Origin of the sequence: Pseudomonas marincola, assembly GCF_900682675.2 — a bacterium.
In the GTDB taxonomy this organism is placed as follows: domain Bacteria; phylum Pseudomonadota; class Gammaproteobacteria; order Pseudomonadales; family Pseudomonadaceae; genus Aquipseudomonas; species Aquipseudomonas marincola.
The window spans coordinates 1,952,231-1,967,389 of sequence record NZ_LR215729.2; the positions used below are offsets into that span (position 1 = coordinate 1,952,231).

The 15,159-nt window shown below is 57.7% G+C and carries 13 protein-coding genes and 1 pseudogene; 12 read left to right on the forward strand and 2 right to left on the reverse strand.

Going from position 1 to position 15,159, the window contains the following annotated elements; translation table 11 throughout:
- Positions 1–271: 271 nt before the first annotated feature.
- The 6 genes from PMYSY11_RS09180 (at position 272) to PMYSY11_RS09205 (ending at position 6,055) form a co-directional block, all read left to right on the forward strand.
- Positions 272–772, forward strand: a complete 501-nt coding sequence (locus tag PMYSY11_RS09180; protein ID WP_090515334.1) for a DUF2059 domain-containing protein — start codon at positions 272–274, stop codon at positions 770–772.
- Between the two features lie 12 nt (positions 773–784).
- Positions 785–1,093: a BolA family protein gene (locus PMYSY11_RS09185; protein ID WP_150548973.1), complete on the forward strand. Its 309-nt coding sequence runs from the start codon at positions 785–787 to the stop codon at positions 1,091–1,093.
- A gap of 175 nt (positions 1,094–1,268) precedes the next feature.
- On the forward strand, positions 1,269–2,207 hold the full coding sequence (trhO, locus tag PMYSY11_RS09190; RefSeq protein ID WP_090515330.1) for an oxygen-dependent tRNA uridine(34) hydroxylase TrhO: 939 nt from the start codon (positions 1,269–1,271) through the stop codon (positions 2,205–2,207).
- 3 nt (positions 2,208–2,210) lie between these two features.
- The gene (locus PMYSY11_RS09195; protein ID WP_150548974.1) at positions 2,211–2,846 is read left to right on the forward strand and encodes a DsbA family protein; all 636 of its coding nucleotides are present in this window, start codon (positions 2,211–2,213) and stop codon (positions 2,844–2,846) included.
- On the forward strand, positions 2,839–4,617 hold the full coding sequence (locus PMYSY11_RS09200; protein ID WP_150548975.1) for an ABC transporter ATP-binding protein: 1,779 nt from the start codon (positions 2,839–2,841) through the stop codon (positions 4,615–4,617). Before PMYSY11_RS09195 ends, PMYSY11_RS09200 begins: the two co-directional genes overlap by 8 nt.
- 196 nt (positions 4,618–4,813) lie before the next feature.
- Positions 4,814–6,055 (forward strand): bifunctional alpha/beta hydrolase/OsmC family protein, encoded by a 1,242-nt coding sequence (locus PMYSY11_RS09205; protein WP_150548976.1) that lies wholly within the window; start codon positions 4,814–4,816, stop codon positions 6,053–6,055.
- Between the two features lie 80 nt (positions 6,056–6,135).
- On the opposite strand, the gene PMYSY11_RS09210 is transcribed toward PMYSY11_RS09205, so the two are convergent.
- Entirely contained in the window at positions 6,136–6,387 is a 252-nt protein-coding gene (locus PMYSY11_RS09210; RefSeq protein WP_150548977.1) for a hypothetical protein, read from the reverse strand.
- A 635-nt stretch (positions 6,388–7,022) separates the two neighbouring features.
- Between PMYSY11_RS09210 and hppD the strand changes: the two genes are divergently transcribed.
- The 6 genes and pseudogenes from hppD to PMYSY11_RS22125 all read left to right on the forward strand — a co-directional run bounded on the left by hppD (position 7,023) and on the right by PMYSY11_RS22125 (position 13,731).
- Entirely contained in the window at positions 7,023–8,105 is a 1,083-nt protein-coding gene (gene hppD, locus PMYSY11_RS09215; protein ID WP_069900461.1) for a 4-hydroxyphenylpyruvate dioxygenase, read from the forward strand.
- 86 nt (positions 8,106–8,191) lie between these two features.
- Positions 8,192–9,175 (forward strand): fumarylacetoacetate hydrolase family protein, encoded by a 984-nt coding sequence (locus PMYSY11_RS09220; protein ID WP_150548978.1) that lies wholly within the window; start codon positions 8,192–8,194, stop codon positions 9,173–9,175.
- On the forward strand, positions 9,165–9,815 hold the full coding sequence (gene maiA / locus PMYSY11_RS09225) for a maleylacetoacetate isomerase (RefSeq protein ID WP_150548979.1): 651 nt from the start codon (positions 9,165–9,167) through the stop codon (positions 9,813–9,815). Before PMYSY11_RS09220 ends, maiA begins: the two co-directional genes overlap by 11 nt.
- A gap of 161 nt (positions 9,816–9,976) precedes the next feature.
- Positions 9,977–11,437 (forward strand): sodium-dependent transporter, encoded by a 1,461-nt coding sequence (locus tag PMYSY11_RS09230; RefSeq protein ID WP_150548980.1) that lies wholly within the window; start codon positions 9,977–9,979, stop codon positions 11,435–11,437.
- 1,247 nt (positions 11,438–12,684) lie between these two features.
- A pseudogene (locus PMYSY11_RS22120) lies at positions 12,685–12,870 on the forward strand (HAMP domain-containing protein); the annotation flags it as partial.
- On the forward strand, positions 12,865–13,731 hold the full coding sequence (locus tag PMYSY11_RS22125) for a methyl-accepting chemotaxis protein (RefSeq protein ID WP_420830080.1): 867 nt from the start codon (positions 12,865–12,867) through the stop codon (positions 13,729–13,731). The pseudogene PMYSY11_RS22120 and the gene PMYSY11_RS22125, both read left to right, overlap by 6 nt.
- A gap of 61 nt (positions 13,732–13,792) precedes the next feature.
- Here the strand turns inward: PMYSY11_RS22125 and PMYSY11_RS09245 are convergent, their stop codons facing one another.
- Complete coding sequence (locus PMYSY11_RS09245; RefSeq protein ID WP_239655564.1) at positions 13,793–15,004, reverse strand: metal-dependent hydrolase; 1,212 nt, start codon at positions 15,002–15,004, stop codon at positions 13,793–13,795.
- Positions 15,005–15,159 lie beyond the last annotated feature (155 nt).

Genomic DNA, 15,159 nt, shown 5'->3' on the forward strand with positions numbered 1-15,159 from the left:
CGTTCTGGTGTGTTGCATATCAGGGCGCTGGCGATGGTTGCCGAATGAGTGATGTAAGCCGCGTGAATCAACGCTATGCAAGCCTGCGCGACGAGCGCCTGCTGTAAAATGGTGGGCATTACTTTTGGTGTGGCGAGGCTGATAAGGCGCGAGCAGATAGGCGGTCTGCTGGCTTAGGACGCAGCTAAGCCGCTTGAGGTCTGTGTGGCTAAGGCACAAAATACGGTCCGCGCTGTCCTACGGATTCATCTTGCTAATTCTGGAGTATTTAATGCCACGTTTATCTGCTGTTTTTGCAGTTGCCTTGCTGGCTGTGGGGAGCGCGAACGCGTTCGCGGATGCCGCCAGTCACGCGGCCGATGCTGAGCGCTTTTTACTGTTGGCGCGAGCAGACAAGCTGGCGGCTCCTGTTCACGCTCAAGTGCAGCAAATGTTCGCTCAGCGCTTTGCCGAGAGCGGCTCGCCAAAGGGCAAGGAAGCAACGCTTGAGCGTTATCAGGCCAAGGCCAACGCGGCGATCGACAGCGCCGTGGGCTGGGACAAGATCAAGCCCGATATGATCAAGCTCTACACCAGCAACTTCAGTGAGCCGGAATTGAAAGAGCTGATCAAGTTTTATCAGTCGCCGCTGGGCAAGAAGTTCATGCAGAAAATGCCCGAACTCACGGCCCGCTCGGCGCAACTGACCCAAGCCAAATTGCAGGTGGCGGTTCCCCAAGTGAACAAAATGCTGCAGGACATGACCGACGAAATCGCCCCTAAAAAACCTTGATTGGAGTCCCTGATGTCGAAGCTTGAACAGATTGAGGGCGCGCTGGCTGCACTCGAACCGCAACACCTGAGCGTGCAGGATGAGAGCCACATGCACAGCCGTGGGCTGGAAACGCATTACAAGGCGGTGATCGTCAGCGAGCAGTTTGCCGGGTTGAACGCGGTCAAGCGTCATCAGAAAGTGTATGCCTGTATGGACGATCTGATGGGCCAGGTGCATGCATTGGCGCTGCACACGTATACCGCGCAAGAGTGGCAGGCGCAGGGCATGGCCCCCGCGTCGCCAACTTGTCTGGGCGGCAGCAAGCACGACGCGCACTGATCCACTCAAGCTCGATTGCAGGGGGCAGGGAGTGATCCATGTTGACGCATGGGTCAAATCAGCTCTACACCAATTGCTGCAAATTCCGTAAAATCGACAAACGCCAGCAGCGATGCTGGCGTTTTTTATTACCCAGTCCGCCCTTTACGTGGGCGACTACTGCAGGAATATTCTGATGACCGACAAGATTGTCGTTGCCGCGCTATACAAATTCGTCTCGCTACCTGACTTCCACGATCTGCGTGAGCCTTTGCTCAACGCCATGCTCGAGTACGGCATCAAAGGCACATTGCTGCTGGCCGAAGAGGGTATTAACGGCACCGTTTCGGGCAGCCGTGCGGGCATCGATAATCTGCTTGAGTGGTTCCGTCAGGATGCGCGCCTGATTGATATCGACCACAAAGAATCCTATTGCGACGAGCAGCCGTTTTACCGCACCAAAGTTAAGCTGAAAAAAGAAATCGTGACCCTTGGGGTTGAAGGCGTAGACCCGAACAAACGTGTCGGCACCTATGTCGAGCCGCAGGACTGGAACGCGCTGATCGCAGACCCGGAAGTTCTGTTGATCGACACGCGCAATGACTACGAAGTGTCGATTGGCACATTCGATGGCGCGATTGACCCGAAGACCAAAACCTTCCGCGAATTCCCCGACTACATCAAAGCCAACTTTGATCCGGCCAAGCACAAGAAAGTCGCCATGTTCTGCACCGGCGGCATTCGCTGCGAAAAGGCCTCAAGCTACATGCTCAATCAAGGCTTCGATGAAGTGTTTCACCTCAAGGGCGGCATTCTCAAATACCTCGAGGAAGTGCCGCAGGAGCAGAGCCGTTGGAAAGGCGATTGCTTCGTGTTCGATAACCGGGTCACCGTGCGCCACGACCTAAGCGAAGGTGAGTATGATCAGTGCCATGCCTGCCGCACGCCGATTTCGACAGAAGACCGCGAGTCCGAGTTTTACACGCCCGGCGTGAGTTGCCCGCATTGCTGGGACTCATTGCCAGAGAAAACCCGTGCCGGTGCCCGTGAGCGCCAGCGTCAGATCGAACTGGCTCAGGCGCGCAATATGCCGCATCCGCTGGGATACAACGCACGCCTCGCGAAAAAGGATTAAGCCATGCAAACCCGCCTGCTGTACGTGATGGACCCGATGTGCTCCTGGTGCTGGGGATTTGCTCCGGTAGTGGAAGCGCTGTCGCAGCAGGCGCAGGCAGCAGGCGTCGACTTGCACTTGATCGCAGGGGGCTTACGTACGGGCAACAATGCCATCCTCGCCCCTTCAACCCGACGCTACATTCTTGAACACTGGCAGGCGGTCGCAAACGCTACCGGCCAGCCGTTCAAGTTCGAGGGTGCGCTGCCAGAAGGCTTTGTCTACGACACCGAAACCGTGTGCCGTGCGCTGGTGACCGCGCGCTCGCTCTCGCCGCAGGGCGCCTGGCGCTTGGTTAAGTCAATCCAGCAGGCGTTTTATGTTGAAGGCCGCGATGTAACACAGGTTCAGGTTCTGCTTGAACTTGCCGAAGCCGCCGGGCTGTCGCGCAGTGCATTCGCCGATGCCTACGACAGTGCGGCGCAGCGTGCGGCCACCGCGGAAGATTTCAGTTGGGCGCTGGACTTGGGCATCGCCGGATTCCCGACCCTGCTGGCCCAGCGCGATGGCCAGTTGGCGTTGTTGACCAACGGTTATCAGCCGCTGGAAACCCTTGCGCCGCTGCTGGCGCGCTGGCTGGAGCGTTCCGTCAATGCCTGACCGCCTGAGTTGGGCGGAAATTCGGCGTCTGGCCCTGCATCACAAGAAGGCCCTGATACTGGCCAATCTGGTGGCCATATTCGCCACGCTGTGCAGTGTGCCCATTCCGTTGCTGTTGCCCCTGCTGGTCGATGAGGTCCTGCTCAAGGATGGCGACAGCGCGCTCAAGGTGATGAATCACTTCCTGCCCGACAGCCTGCACACGGCTGTCGGCTATATCGGTTTGATGCTGGTCGTTACCTTGATGTTGCGCGGCGGCGCATTGATTTTCAACGTCATCCAGGCGCGCCTGTTCGGGCGCTTATCGAAAGACATCGTCTACCGTATCCGCGTGCGCCTGATCGAGCGCCTTAAACGTATTTCCCTGAGTGAATATGAAAGCCTTGGCGGCGGTACGGTTACCACGCATCTGGTCACCGACCTCGATACGCTGGACAAATTTGTAGGCGAGACGCTTAGCCGCTTCCTCGTCGCCATGCTCACGCTCGCCGGTACTTCGGCGATTCTGCTGTGGATGCACTGGCAGTTGGCGTTGCTAATTTTGCTGTTCAATCCGCTGGTGATCTACGCCACCGTGTTGCTGGGTAAGCGGGTCAAACACCTGAAGCGGCTCGAAAACGACAGCACTTCGCGTTTCACCCAAGCCTTGACCGAAACCCTTGAAGCGATTCAGGAGATACGCGCGGGTAACCGTCAGGGTTACTTCTGGGGCCGCCTGAGCGTTCGTGCCCGCGAGGTTCGTGACTTTGCCGTGGCTTCACAGTGGCGCACCGATGCGTCGAATCGCGCCAGTGGCTTGCTGTTTCAGTTCGGTATCGACGTGTTCCGCGCCGCCGCGATGCTCACGGTATTGTTCTCTGACCTGTCGATTGGTCAGATGCTCGCCGTGTTCAGTTACCTGTGGTTCATGATCGGCCCGGTGGAGCAGCTGCTGAGTTTGCAATACGCGTTTTATGCCGCCAGCGGCGCGCTCTCGCGGATCAATGAATTGCTCGCCCGCGCCGATGAGCCGCAATACCCGGGCGGCGTTGATCCGTTCAAGGGCCGTGATACCGTGGGCATCGAGATCAATGACCTGAAGTTCTCGTACAACGATGAGCCGGTGCTCAATAACCTCAATCTGAGTATTGCGCCAGGCGAGAAAGTCGCCATCGTCGGTGCCAGTGGTGGCGGCAAGAGCACGCTGGTGCAATTGCTGCTTGGCCTCTATACCCCGCAAGCGGGCACTATCCGCTTTGGCGGCAGCAGCCAGCAGGAAATCGGTCTGGCGACTGTTCGCGATAACGTGGCGGTGGTGCTGCAACATCCCGCCCTGTTCAACGACACCATTCGCGCCAATCTGTGCATGGGCCGTGAGCGCAGCGATGAAGCCTGCTGGCGAGCGCTGGAAATTGCTCAGTTGGCCCACACCATTCGCCAGCTGCCGGTCGGGCTTGAGAGTGTGGTCGGGCGTTCGGGTGTGCGTTTGTCCGGTGGTCAGCGCCAGCGCCTTGCTGTTGCGCGCATGGTCTTGGCCGAACCTAAAGTGGTGGTGCTCGACGAGGCCACATCAGCCTTGGATGCGGCGACCGAATACGCCCTGCATCAGGCACTCGCGCAGTTTCTGCAAGGTCGTACCACGCTGATCATTGCGCATCGCCTGTCTGCCGTGAAACAGGCCGACCGCGTGCTGGTATTTGATGGCGGCACAATCGCCGAGGACGGCGGCCATCAGCAATTGATCGCCGAAGGTGGTCTCTACGCTCAGCTTTATGGCCATCTTCAGCATTAATCTGTTGGCTTCTGGCTAATCTCAGCACGCTTGCGTCAAAAAGCCCTACGCTTCGTCTGGTATTTTGCTGTTCACGCCCACGCAACGCGCTATCGTCGTTTAGGCTATGGACGCAAATTTTTTCGCGAGCGGGGTTGCTCCTGCCAGCTAAGGTTGGCGCACGGCCGAGTCCGCATGAAAGCTAAGGATGCCTGACATGAATCGTAAGAAAGTGGAATTTCCCGGCAGCAATGGACAAATGCTCGCCGGCTTGCTCGAACTCCCGGAAAACCACCGCCGTATCGAGTATTACGCGCTGTTCGCCCACTGCTTTACGTGTGGCAAGGATATCGCCGCCGCGACTCGAATCAGCCGTGAGCTGGCCGATAATGGCATTGCGGTCCTGCGCTTCGATTTCACCGGCCTTGGTAACAGTGACGGCGATTTCGCCAACAGCAACTTCACCTCCAACATTGAAGACCTGGTTGCGGCCGCCAACCTGCTGGCGACCGAGTATCAGGCGCCACAGCTGATTATCGGTCATAGCTTGGGCGGTGCAGCAGTGCTTGCCGCAGTTGCGCAAATCGAGTCGATCAAGGCCGTTGCGACCATTGCCGCACCTTCGACTGCGCACCACGTGCAGCACCTGTTTGAAACCTCCAAAGATAAAATCGCCGCCGAAGGGCAGGCGACGGTGAAAATCGGCCTGCGTGAGTTCTCGATCAAGCAGCAACTGATTGAAGACCTTGATCAATACGTCGATCTGCAGCACATCGCCAAGTTGCGCCGGCCATTGATCGTTTTTCATTCGCCGGTCGACAGCATTGTTCCGGTCGCCGAGGCGGGCGCTATTTTCGGCGCCGCCAAGCACCCCAAGAGTTACGTCTCGCTGGATAAGGCCGATCACCTGTTAAGCAACAAGGCGGACGCTGTCTACGTGGCTAAAACCCTGGCGGCGTGGGCGGCGCGTTATATCGAGGTGCCAACCGAGGAGCATGCAGGCAATCATCTGGATGACGGCCATGTGCTCGTTACCGAACTCGACAAGAAGTTTCTGCGCGGTCTGTACAGCCGCACGCATGCGCTGGTGGCCGATGAGCCGAAGGATTTTGGTGGCTCAGATTTGGGTCCGACACCCTACAACCTGCTGTTGATGGGATTAGGCGCCTGTACCTCGATGACTATTCGCATGTACGCCGCACGCAAGAAGATCCCGCTGGAGGATGTCGATGTGCGTCTGGTACATGACCGCGTGCATGCCGACGATTGCGATCAGTGCGAAGGGCGTGAGGGCAAGATCGAGCGTATCAGCCGGTTCATCCGCTTCGAGGGCGCAGAACTGACCGAGGAGGACAAGCAGAACATGCTCAGAATCGCAGATTTGTGCCCGGTTCATAAAACCCTGGAAAGTGATCCGGTTATTACCACGCAGTTGGAAATACTGACCGGTAATGAATGAATTTTAATGACTGACGCATAAACTAAAACGGCCACTCGAAAGTGGCCGTTTTAGTTTATGAAGTGGCTATTGGCTATCAGTTAGTTGTAATTAACAAACACTACGTAAGCATCCCGGCTATTGGCTGCCAGGTTGAGTTTATACCGCGCAGAGAAATAACCGTTATCGGTACGCTCGGCTGAGGGCGCTTGCAGGTCTTGCAAGGCCAGCGGGTGAGATGGGCTGGATGTGTCGCGGGTATTGGCTTTGACATTGCTCAAGGTTTGAAGCTCGAAGTGGGCGCTATGCGCCGCGTTAGGGCACTTGTCGAAATCGATGTTGGAGTCATTCAAGTTCGCCTGGCAGGTCGGCTCGGTAATCGCGCCTCTGAAAGAGATGCTCCCGGCCGATGCCTGGCCCATCAGAGTAGCGCTGGCAAGTAGTATAAAAAATGTATTTCGGACGCTCTTAATTGTATTCACGACTCACCTATTTATTATGCCTGGCTGGCTATCGTTATTACTGTCGGGCTTTAGGGTTGGCGGGTAACTCCGTGCCACTACTTGTCGTCCGATGATGTCCCTACTGCGCCTTGAGTTGTTTATCTCAGGTGTAGCTTTTGTTATCACTCGGTATTGGCCGAAGTTGTGGACTCGGTTCGATTTAGCTTATTTATTTTTCGGCCGCGGGCTTTTTTGAGTGCTGGGTTCTAGTGGCTGGCGGAATTTGCGCGTAGGCGCGAATTGTTTGCGACTGGCAGCTTCCTGAACCGCTCTGTAACGAATTTGTTACGCGCTGGTGGCGTCTATCGCGGTGGTTTTGAGCGGGAGTCGGGGTGTAATGAAAAATTTACGCGCGGGCGGCGTAAACCATTGTTTTCGGCGTTTAGGGGCGCTTGTTTGCGCAGGGTTTAGGGAGTGATATGGGCACATTCCCGTTCGCCACAGAACAGCGGCGGGCGACCCTGACAACAATAAAAGGAGGCGAAATGAACGCCGTGAGCAAAATTGCCCAGCACAACCCGATTGGTACCGACGGCTTCGAGTTTGTCGAATACACCGCCCCAACGCCGGAAGGCATTCAGCAGTTGCGTGAACTGTTTGTCGCCATGGGTTTCACTGAAACGGCCAAGCACCGTTCCAAGCAGGTTTTCCTGTTCCAGCAGAATGACATCAATTTCGTCCTTAACGGCAGCCCGACCGGGCATGTGCGCGAATTCGGCCTCAAGCATGGCCCAAGCGCCTGCGCCATGGCATTTCGTGTCGAGAACGCCGCCCAAGCAGCCGCCTATGTAGAAGCGCAAGGCGCGAAACTGGTCGGCAGCCACGCCAACTTCGGCGAACTGAACATTCCGTGTGTTGAAGGGATCGGTGGCTCGTTGCTGTATCTGGTTGACCGTTATGGCGATAAAACCATCTACGACGTTGACTTTGAATACATCGAAGGTCGCTCGCCCAACGACAATGCGGTGGGCCTGCAAACCCTCGACCACCTGACTCATAACGTTAAGCGCGGGCAGATGGATGTCTGGTCCGGCTTTTACGAGCGCATCGCCAACTTCCGTGAAATTCGCTACTTCGACATCGAAGGCAAGCTCACCGGTTTGCTCTCGCGTGCGATGACTGCGCCGTGCGGCAAGATCCGTATCCCGATCAACGAATCGGCGGACGACAAGTCGCAGATCGAAGAATTCATCCGTGAATATCAGGGCGAAGGCATCCAGCACATTGCCCTGAGCACTGAAGATATCTACGCCACCGTGCGCCAATTGCGCGCCAACGGCGTCGATTTCATGCAAACCCCGGGCACTTACTACGACAAGGTTGATACCCGTGTCGCCGGCCACGGTGAGCCAACAGAGGTACTTCGCGAGCTGAACCTGCTGATCGACGGCGCGCCTGGCGATGACGGCATTCTGTTGCAGATTTTCACCAATACCGTGATTGGGCCGATTTTCTTCGAGATCATCCAGCGCAAGGGCAATCAGGGCTTTGGTGAAGGCAACTTCAAGGCGCTGTTCGAATCGATTGAAGAAGACCAACTGCGTCGCGGTGTGATTTCTGCCGATTGAGCCGCTGGCCAATCGCAAGGCTTAACCTGCGGTTTTAGCTGGTTGCTCCGGCAAAACCGCACAAACTTCTTGATAAGGTCGTTTAGATGAAACTTGCCTCTCTGCAACAAGGCCGTGACGGCATTCTGGTGGTGGTCTCGCGGGACCTCACCCGCGCGATAAAAGTGCCTGCCATTGCCCCCTCCCTGCAAGCTGCGCTGGATGATTGGGCCAATCTCCGTGCTCCGCTGGATGCGGTGTATCAGCGCCTCAACGATGGCCTTGAGGCGGACGCCTTTGCCTTTGACCAATCGGTGTGCCACAGCCCGTTGCCGCGCGCCTTTCATTGGGCCGATGGCAGTGCCTATGTGAATCACGTGGAGTTGGTGCGTAAAGCCCGTGGCGCCGAAATGCCTGAGAGCTTCTGGCACGATCCGTTGATGTATCAGGGCGGCAGCGATGCCTTCATCCCACCACACAGCCCTATTCGCATGGCAGATGAAGCCTGGGGGATCGACCTTGAGGCCGAACTCGCCGTGATTACCGATGACGTGCCGATGGGCGTCAACTCGGCCGATGCTGCGAGTCACATCAAGCTGCTGATGCTGGTCAACGATGTTTCGCTGCGCAATCTGATTCCCGGAGAACTGGCCAAGGGCTTCGGTTTTTATCAGAGCAAGCCGTCATCGAGCTTCTCGCCGGTGGCAATTACCCCTGATGAGCTGGGCGATAGCTGGAAAGACGGCAAGGTGCAGCGGCCATTGGTGTCGCACATCAACGGTCAGTTATTCGGCCAGCCGGATGCCGGTACCGACATGACCTTCAATTTCCCAACGCTGGTGGCGCATGCCGCGAAAAGCCGGCCGCTGGGCAGTGGTACGATCATTGGTTCGGGCACCGTTTCCAACTACGACCGCAGCGCGGGGTCTTCTTGTCTTGCCGAGAAGCGCATGCTTGAAATCATCGAGCAGGGCGAAGCTAAAACACCGTTCCTCAAGTTCGGTGATCGGGTCCGTATCGAAATGTTCGATGCGGCGGGCCACAGTCTGTTTGGCGCTATTGATCAGGCTGTAGAACGCTATGAGCCATGAGCTGACGCTCTATTCCTACTGGCGCTCCAGCGCGGCGTACAGGGTGCGGATTGCGCTTAATCTCAAGGGTTTGGGTTACCGGCAATTGCCGGTTCACCTGGTTCGTGATGGCGGCCAGCAATTAAGCCCCGAGTATCAGACGCTCAATCCGCAGGCATTGCTGCCGTTGTTGGTTGACGGTGATGTGCGCATCGCGCAGTCGCTGGCGATTCTGGAGTACCTCGAAGAAGTCTATCCGGTGCCGGCCTTGCTGCCTGCCGAGCCTGCTGCGCGGGCGCAGGTGCGGGCGCTGGCGCTGCACATCGCCTGCGAGATGCATCCGCTGAACAATCTGCGGGTGTTGCGTTATCTGTCTGGCGAGCTGGATGTCAGTGATGAGCAGAAAACCGCGTGGTATCAACATTGGCTGCACACCGGCTTCAAAGCGGTAGAGGCGGGGCTGGCGGTCTTTGATGGCAAATTGTCACTTGGTCAGCGTCCCGGATTTTTCGAAGCCTGTTTGATCCCACAGGTGTACAATGCGCGCCGTTTTAACTGTGACCTCGATGCGTACCCACGCATTCTTGCCATGACGGCGCGTTGTGAAGCTCTCGATGCCTTTAAACAGGCGGCTCCCGAGGTGCAACCCGACGCAGAATAAGGTTTATCCGACCTTGCGGGGCGCCACATGCAAACGTTTAGCAGCCATTGTTGCGCTCCCCAGCGCAACGTGAAGGCGCGTTTGTCCGGGCCCTCTACATTCCGTCGCACCACGAGTGCGGCGGGTTCGATTCCGTCACAGATAAAAACAACAGGTGACGTATGACCCGAGCTACACCTAAAAACCTCTGGCTCTCACGCTGGGGCTTTATCCTTGCGGCAACTGGCTCTGCGGTAGGGCTGGGTAACATCTGGAAATTCCCCTATATCACAGGCGAGTACGGCGGCGGCGCCTTCGTGCTGATGTACCTTGCCTGTATTCTGGCCATCGGTATTCCGGTCATGATGACCGAGATCGCCATTGGTCGCCGTGGTCGCGGCAGCCCGATCGACGCCATTGGCCGCGTGGTCAAAGAAAACGCCGGTAACCCGTTGTGGAAAGCCGTAGGCGGCATGGCCATGCTCGCAGGCTTCATGATCTTGTGCTTCTACGTGGTCGTCGCGGGTTGGGCGTTTGCCTACACCTGGAAAATGCTCGACGGCTCGCTGGCAGCCACCAGTGTTGAAGCGCTCGGCGCTGCATTCGAGGCGCACAACGCCAATCCTTGGCAGTTGGGCGGTTGGAGTGTGCTGGTTGCATTGCTAACCCTGTGGATCGTCGCCAAGGGCGTGCAGAAGGGCATCGAGAACTCGGTTCGCTGGATGATGCCGGGCCTCGCGGTAATGCTGGTCGCGCTGGTGGGGTATGCCTACAGCAGCGGCAGCTTCTCGGCCGGCTTCGACTTCCTGTTCACCTTTGATGCCTCGAAAATCACCGGTGAAGCATTGCTGGCGGCATTGGGCCACGCGTTCTTCACCCTGAGCCTGGCCTCGGGTGCGATCCTCACTTACGGCTCATACATCCCGGATGGTCAGTCCATTGCCCGCACCACGTTCATGGTGGCCATCTGCGACACTGCTGTGGCGCTGCTGGCGGGTCTGGCAATTTTCCCGATCATTTTCGCCAACGGCATGAGCCCGAGCGCCGGGCCGGGCCTGATCTTTATGAGCCTGCCGCTGGCCTTCCAGCAAATGCCAATGGGCACCGTGTTCGGCGTTCTGTTCTTCGCCATGGTGTCGATCGCAGCGCTGACTTCAGCCATCTCGATGATCGAAGCAACGGTTGCCTACCTCAACGAGAAGCACGGGATTAGCCGGATCAAGGCTGCGCTGGTTTCGGGTGCGGTGTTGCTGGTCATCAGCATGCTGGCGATGCTGTCGTTCAACCTCATGGCCGGCTGGACGCCGATGGGCAAGAACTTCTTCGACTGGCTGGACTACCTGACATCGCGCTGGATGATGCCGCTGGGCGGGATCTTCATCGTGTTGCTGGCGGGCTACGCACTGCGTGACGAGATCATGCGTGAAGAGCTCGACTTGCCGCCATTCGGCTACGCGCTGTGGTTGTTCATGGTGCGCTACGTATCGCCGGTGCTGATCATGATCGTGTTCCTCAATGCCCTTGGCTGGCTGGGCTTTGATCCGATTGCCGGCTGGTATTGGATCGCTGGTGCGATTGGCCTGCTGACCATCCTCGGCGAGGTCATGTGGCCGCGCGTGGTGCCTGTTCTGGCCGGTCGTTAACACCTCCGGGCAGCAAAGAAAAAAGCGTACGGCGCGAGCCGTGCGCTTTTTTTATGCCTGCGATTCAAGCGCCAAGGTCGGCATCAACCTGCGGTTAAGTGGCGGGAACCTGCCAAATTTAAGGTTAAGCTCAGCGTGAACTTGCCGATATAACACTTTGGATATAAGACGATCTGCACGCATTGCTGATCAATCTTGCGCGCCAGAGGCGTCGATGATTAGGACAAGGAGTGATGGCATAAGGCTTGCTATCGCAATCGTCCAACAAATACTGCTGCTGCCCGGGCTGTCGCGAGGCCCGCCGGTGCAGTGAATAACGATAATGGAGTGATTCTATGCTGTTGCCTGTTTCCCGCGTATTTAGCAACTTTGCCGTCGGCAAAAAACTGCTCGGCGGGTTTACCGTCGTGTTGCTGTTAACGGCGGCGGTGGCGCTGACGGGCTATTGGGCGGTAGAGGCTGTTGCCGGGCGACATGAGCAGGTCAACCGTTTCAGTGCGATCGACGTGGCAGTGCTCAATGCACTGCGTTTCGAGGGTGATTATGCGCTGAAACAAACCGCCGATACGGCATCGCGGACCCGCGATCAGTTCGACGTGGTCAAGGGTCTGCTGGATGAGCAACTGAGCCGCGATGATGGCCACAACAGCGCCCAGTTGGAAGCCATGGGCACTGCTTTAGAGCAGTATCGCCAGCAGTTCGATCAGTTTGTGGCGCTGACCGACAAAGCGCGCCAGGCGCGCGAACAAATGAGCAGTGCGGCGGGCGAGGCGCGTGATCAGTTCGAAATGATCGAGTTCGAAATGTACGACGCCGTGCGTGAACTGCGCCTTGAAGGCGACAAATTAAAAGGCAGTGATCCATTAACGCTGGCGGAGACAGCATCGGGGTTGAGCAAGCGCATGCTCGACCTGCGCAGCAATGAGAACCTGTACATCATTGATGGTTCGGCCGACGCCCTGCGCGACTGGAAGTACACCAATGAAGACCTGGAAACGGTCGCGCGCAACCTGATGATCTGGCTCGATGATGATCAAAAGACCTCGATCGATAAAGCCTTGCAGGCGCTGAAGGTGTATCAGCAGGCCTTCAATAACTACATGCAAGTGGTCAGCGATGGCAATGCAGCCGAGGCCACCATGCTTGAGGCTGCGCATGCAGTGCTGGCGCTGGTTGATCAGGCCAAGGTGGCGGAAGCTGCAAGCATGCAGAGCATTCGCCAACAGGCGTTGCTGGCGCTGATCGGCATGGCCGCCGCTGCGGTGCTGATCGGGGTAATTGCAGCCTTGCTGATCACCCGCTCGATTGTCGCGCCGTTGCGCCAGGCTGTCACCTTTGCCGAGCAGATCGCTGCCGGTGACCTGAGCCGTGACATCGTCTGCGAGCGGGCCGATGAAGTCGGTCAGTTGATGTCGGCCATGCAGCGTATGACCCTGAGCCTGCGCAATTTGATCGGGCACATTGGCGGTGGTGTCAGCCAGATTGCTGCTGCCGCAGAGCAGCTTTCGACGATTACCGCGCAGACCAGCGTTGGCGTACAGCAACAGAAACTTGAAACCGAACAGACGGCAACGGCCATGCACCAGATGGCCGCCACTGTGCAGGAAGTCGCTCAGAACGCCGATCAAGCTTCTCTGGCTGCTCGCGAGGCCGACAGTGAGGCGCAGCAGGGCAATAGCGTGGTGCAGGAGGCGGTTTCGCAGATACACAGCCTGGCGGGCGAAGTTGAGCAGTCGGCACAGGCCATTGAAGCGCTTAATCTTGAGAGCGAGCGCATTGGCAGCGTGCTTGAGGTGATTCGTTCGGTTGCCGAGCAAACCAACCTGCTGGCGCTCAACGCCGCGATTGAGGCGGCGCGGGCAGGTGAGCAAGGCCGTGGTTTTGCGGTAGTGGCAGATGAGGTGCGGGCCTTGGCGCAACGTGCGCGCACCTCAACCGAAGAGATCGAAACCCTGATCGCCGGGCTGCAAGACATGGCCAAGGGCGCTGCGGAACAAATGGGCAGCAGCTTGAAGCTGACGCGGCGCACGGTTGATCTTGCCCTTGATGCGGGTAATGCGCTGGGCCGCATCACTTTGTCTGTCAGCACTATCGAGCAGATGAACCAGCAAATCGCGGCGGCCGCTGAAGAGCAAAGCAGCGTGGCGGAAAACATCAGCGAAAGCGTGACTCGGGTGCGCGACATTGGCGAGCAGAGCGCCACCGCGAGCGAACAAACCGCAGCCTCCAGCGCCGAGTTGGCGCGCCTTGGGCTTGAGTTGCAGAATCTGGTTCGCCAATTCCGTACGGCTTAAATCATTGTGCGCAGGCTTGTTGTTCGAGCCTGCGCACAAGTGCTGCCGAGTGGCGCTTGGTTTAGCGGGTTTGGCTGATTAGCGGCTTGGCCAACTCGCTGGCCCATGCCGCCAAGGGCACCGGCGTCTCAGGGTGCCAGATGCGGGTCCAGAGCAGTTCCAGGCGATCCAGATCGCCCCGGGCGACCGGCCAACGCTCAACCGCACTTTGCAATTGCCACTGGCCGTTTTGCCAGTGAGCAAAGTCGAAGCGGAAAGGATGAAACCCGGTCATGCCCAAGCGCAAATCAGTGACGATCAAATAACTTTCAGCCTCTTTCTGCCTATCATCGCTCAGTCCATCAGCCGCTAAGTTGCTATCAGTTCGGGAGTCACCACGCTGGCCGACCATTCGGTGGCCGTCAAGGCGGTGGGCGTCACCACGGTGGCCGTCAAGACGGTGGCCGACCATTCGGTGGCCGTCAATACGGTCGTAGCGCAACAGACCATCGGTAAACCAGGCCAGTCGCGCATGTGCGGGTGAATCCTTGAGGGCTTCTGCCAGTTGTGTGCCGCGTGAAATCCGTTCGAGTACAGGCGGGCTATGGTCAAACCAGCCGGACAACGCTTCATAGTAATCATCGCCATCGAGCACCATCACCCGCCAGAGCAGGCTATTGAACGGCGTGGGCGAGCTGAATATCTGCTCAGCTTGGATTCCCTGTTTCGCCAGTTGTGCTTCGACCCGGTGTTCGGCAACGTCTTTACCCACCACAGTGCTGGCCAGATACGCCGTCGATAGTGCCAGCGCGATGGCGGGTGCCTTGGCGAATCTGCCCTTCAGGCCGTAAATCAGGCCAAGCGCCATCGCGGCCAACAATGGCAAGGTGTACAGCGGGTCGATGATGAATATGCTCGACCAGGCAGTGGGCGTCGGTGTCAGCGGCCAGAACAATTGGGTGCCATAACTGGTGAAGCTGTCGAGCAATGGATGGGTGGCGAGCACCAGCCACAGGGTTAACAGCAGGCGTTTACCCGAATAGCCGGGGTTGGGTGCAAAGCGTCGTATCAACAGCGTCAGCACTATTGCCACGGCGCTCAATACCAACAGTGAATGGCTGAAGCCGCGGTGATAGGTCATGTCTGCTACTGCATCGCCGTAGTCGATCAGCACGTCCATGTCCGGCAGCGTGCCGAGCAGTCCGCCATAGAGCAGGGCTTTACGGCCTTGCCAGCGACCGAGCAGGGCGCCCTGAATGCCGGCGCCGAGCACCACTTGAGTCAGTGAGTCCATGATTCAACCTTGCGATGGAGATGAGGCAATTGGCCTAAATTAGCCTAAGCGCCTACGTGGTGGCACTGAAAAAACGTGATTAAAATTTACCGGGCTCAGGCTTAAACCCAGCCCGGGTGCGAGTCGGGTTATGCTTGCAGCTCATTTATCAAGAA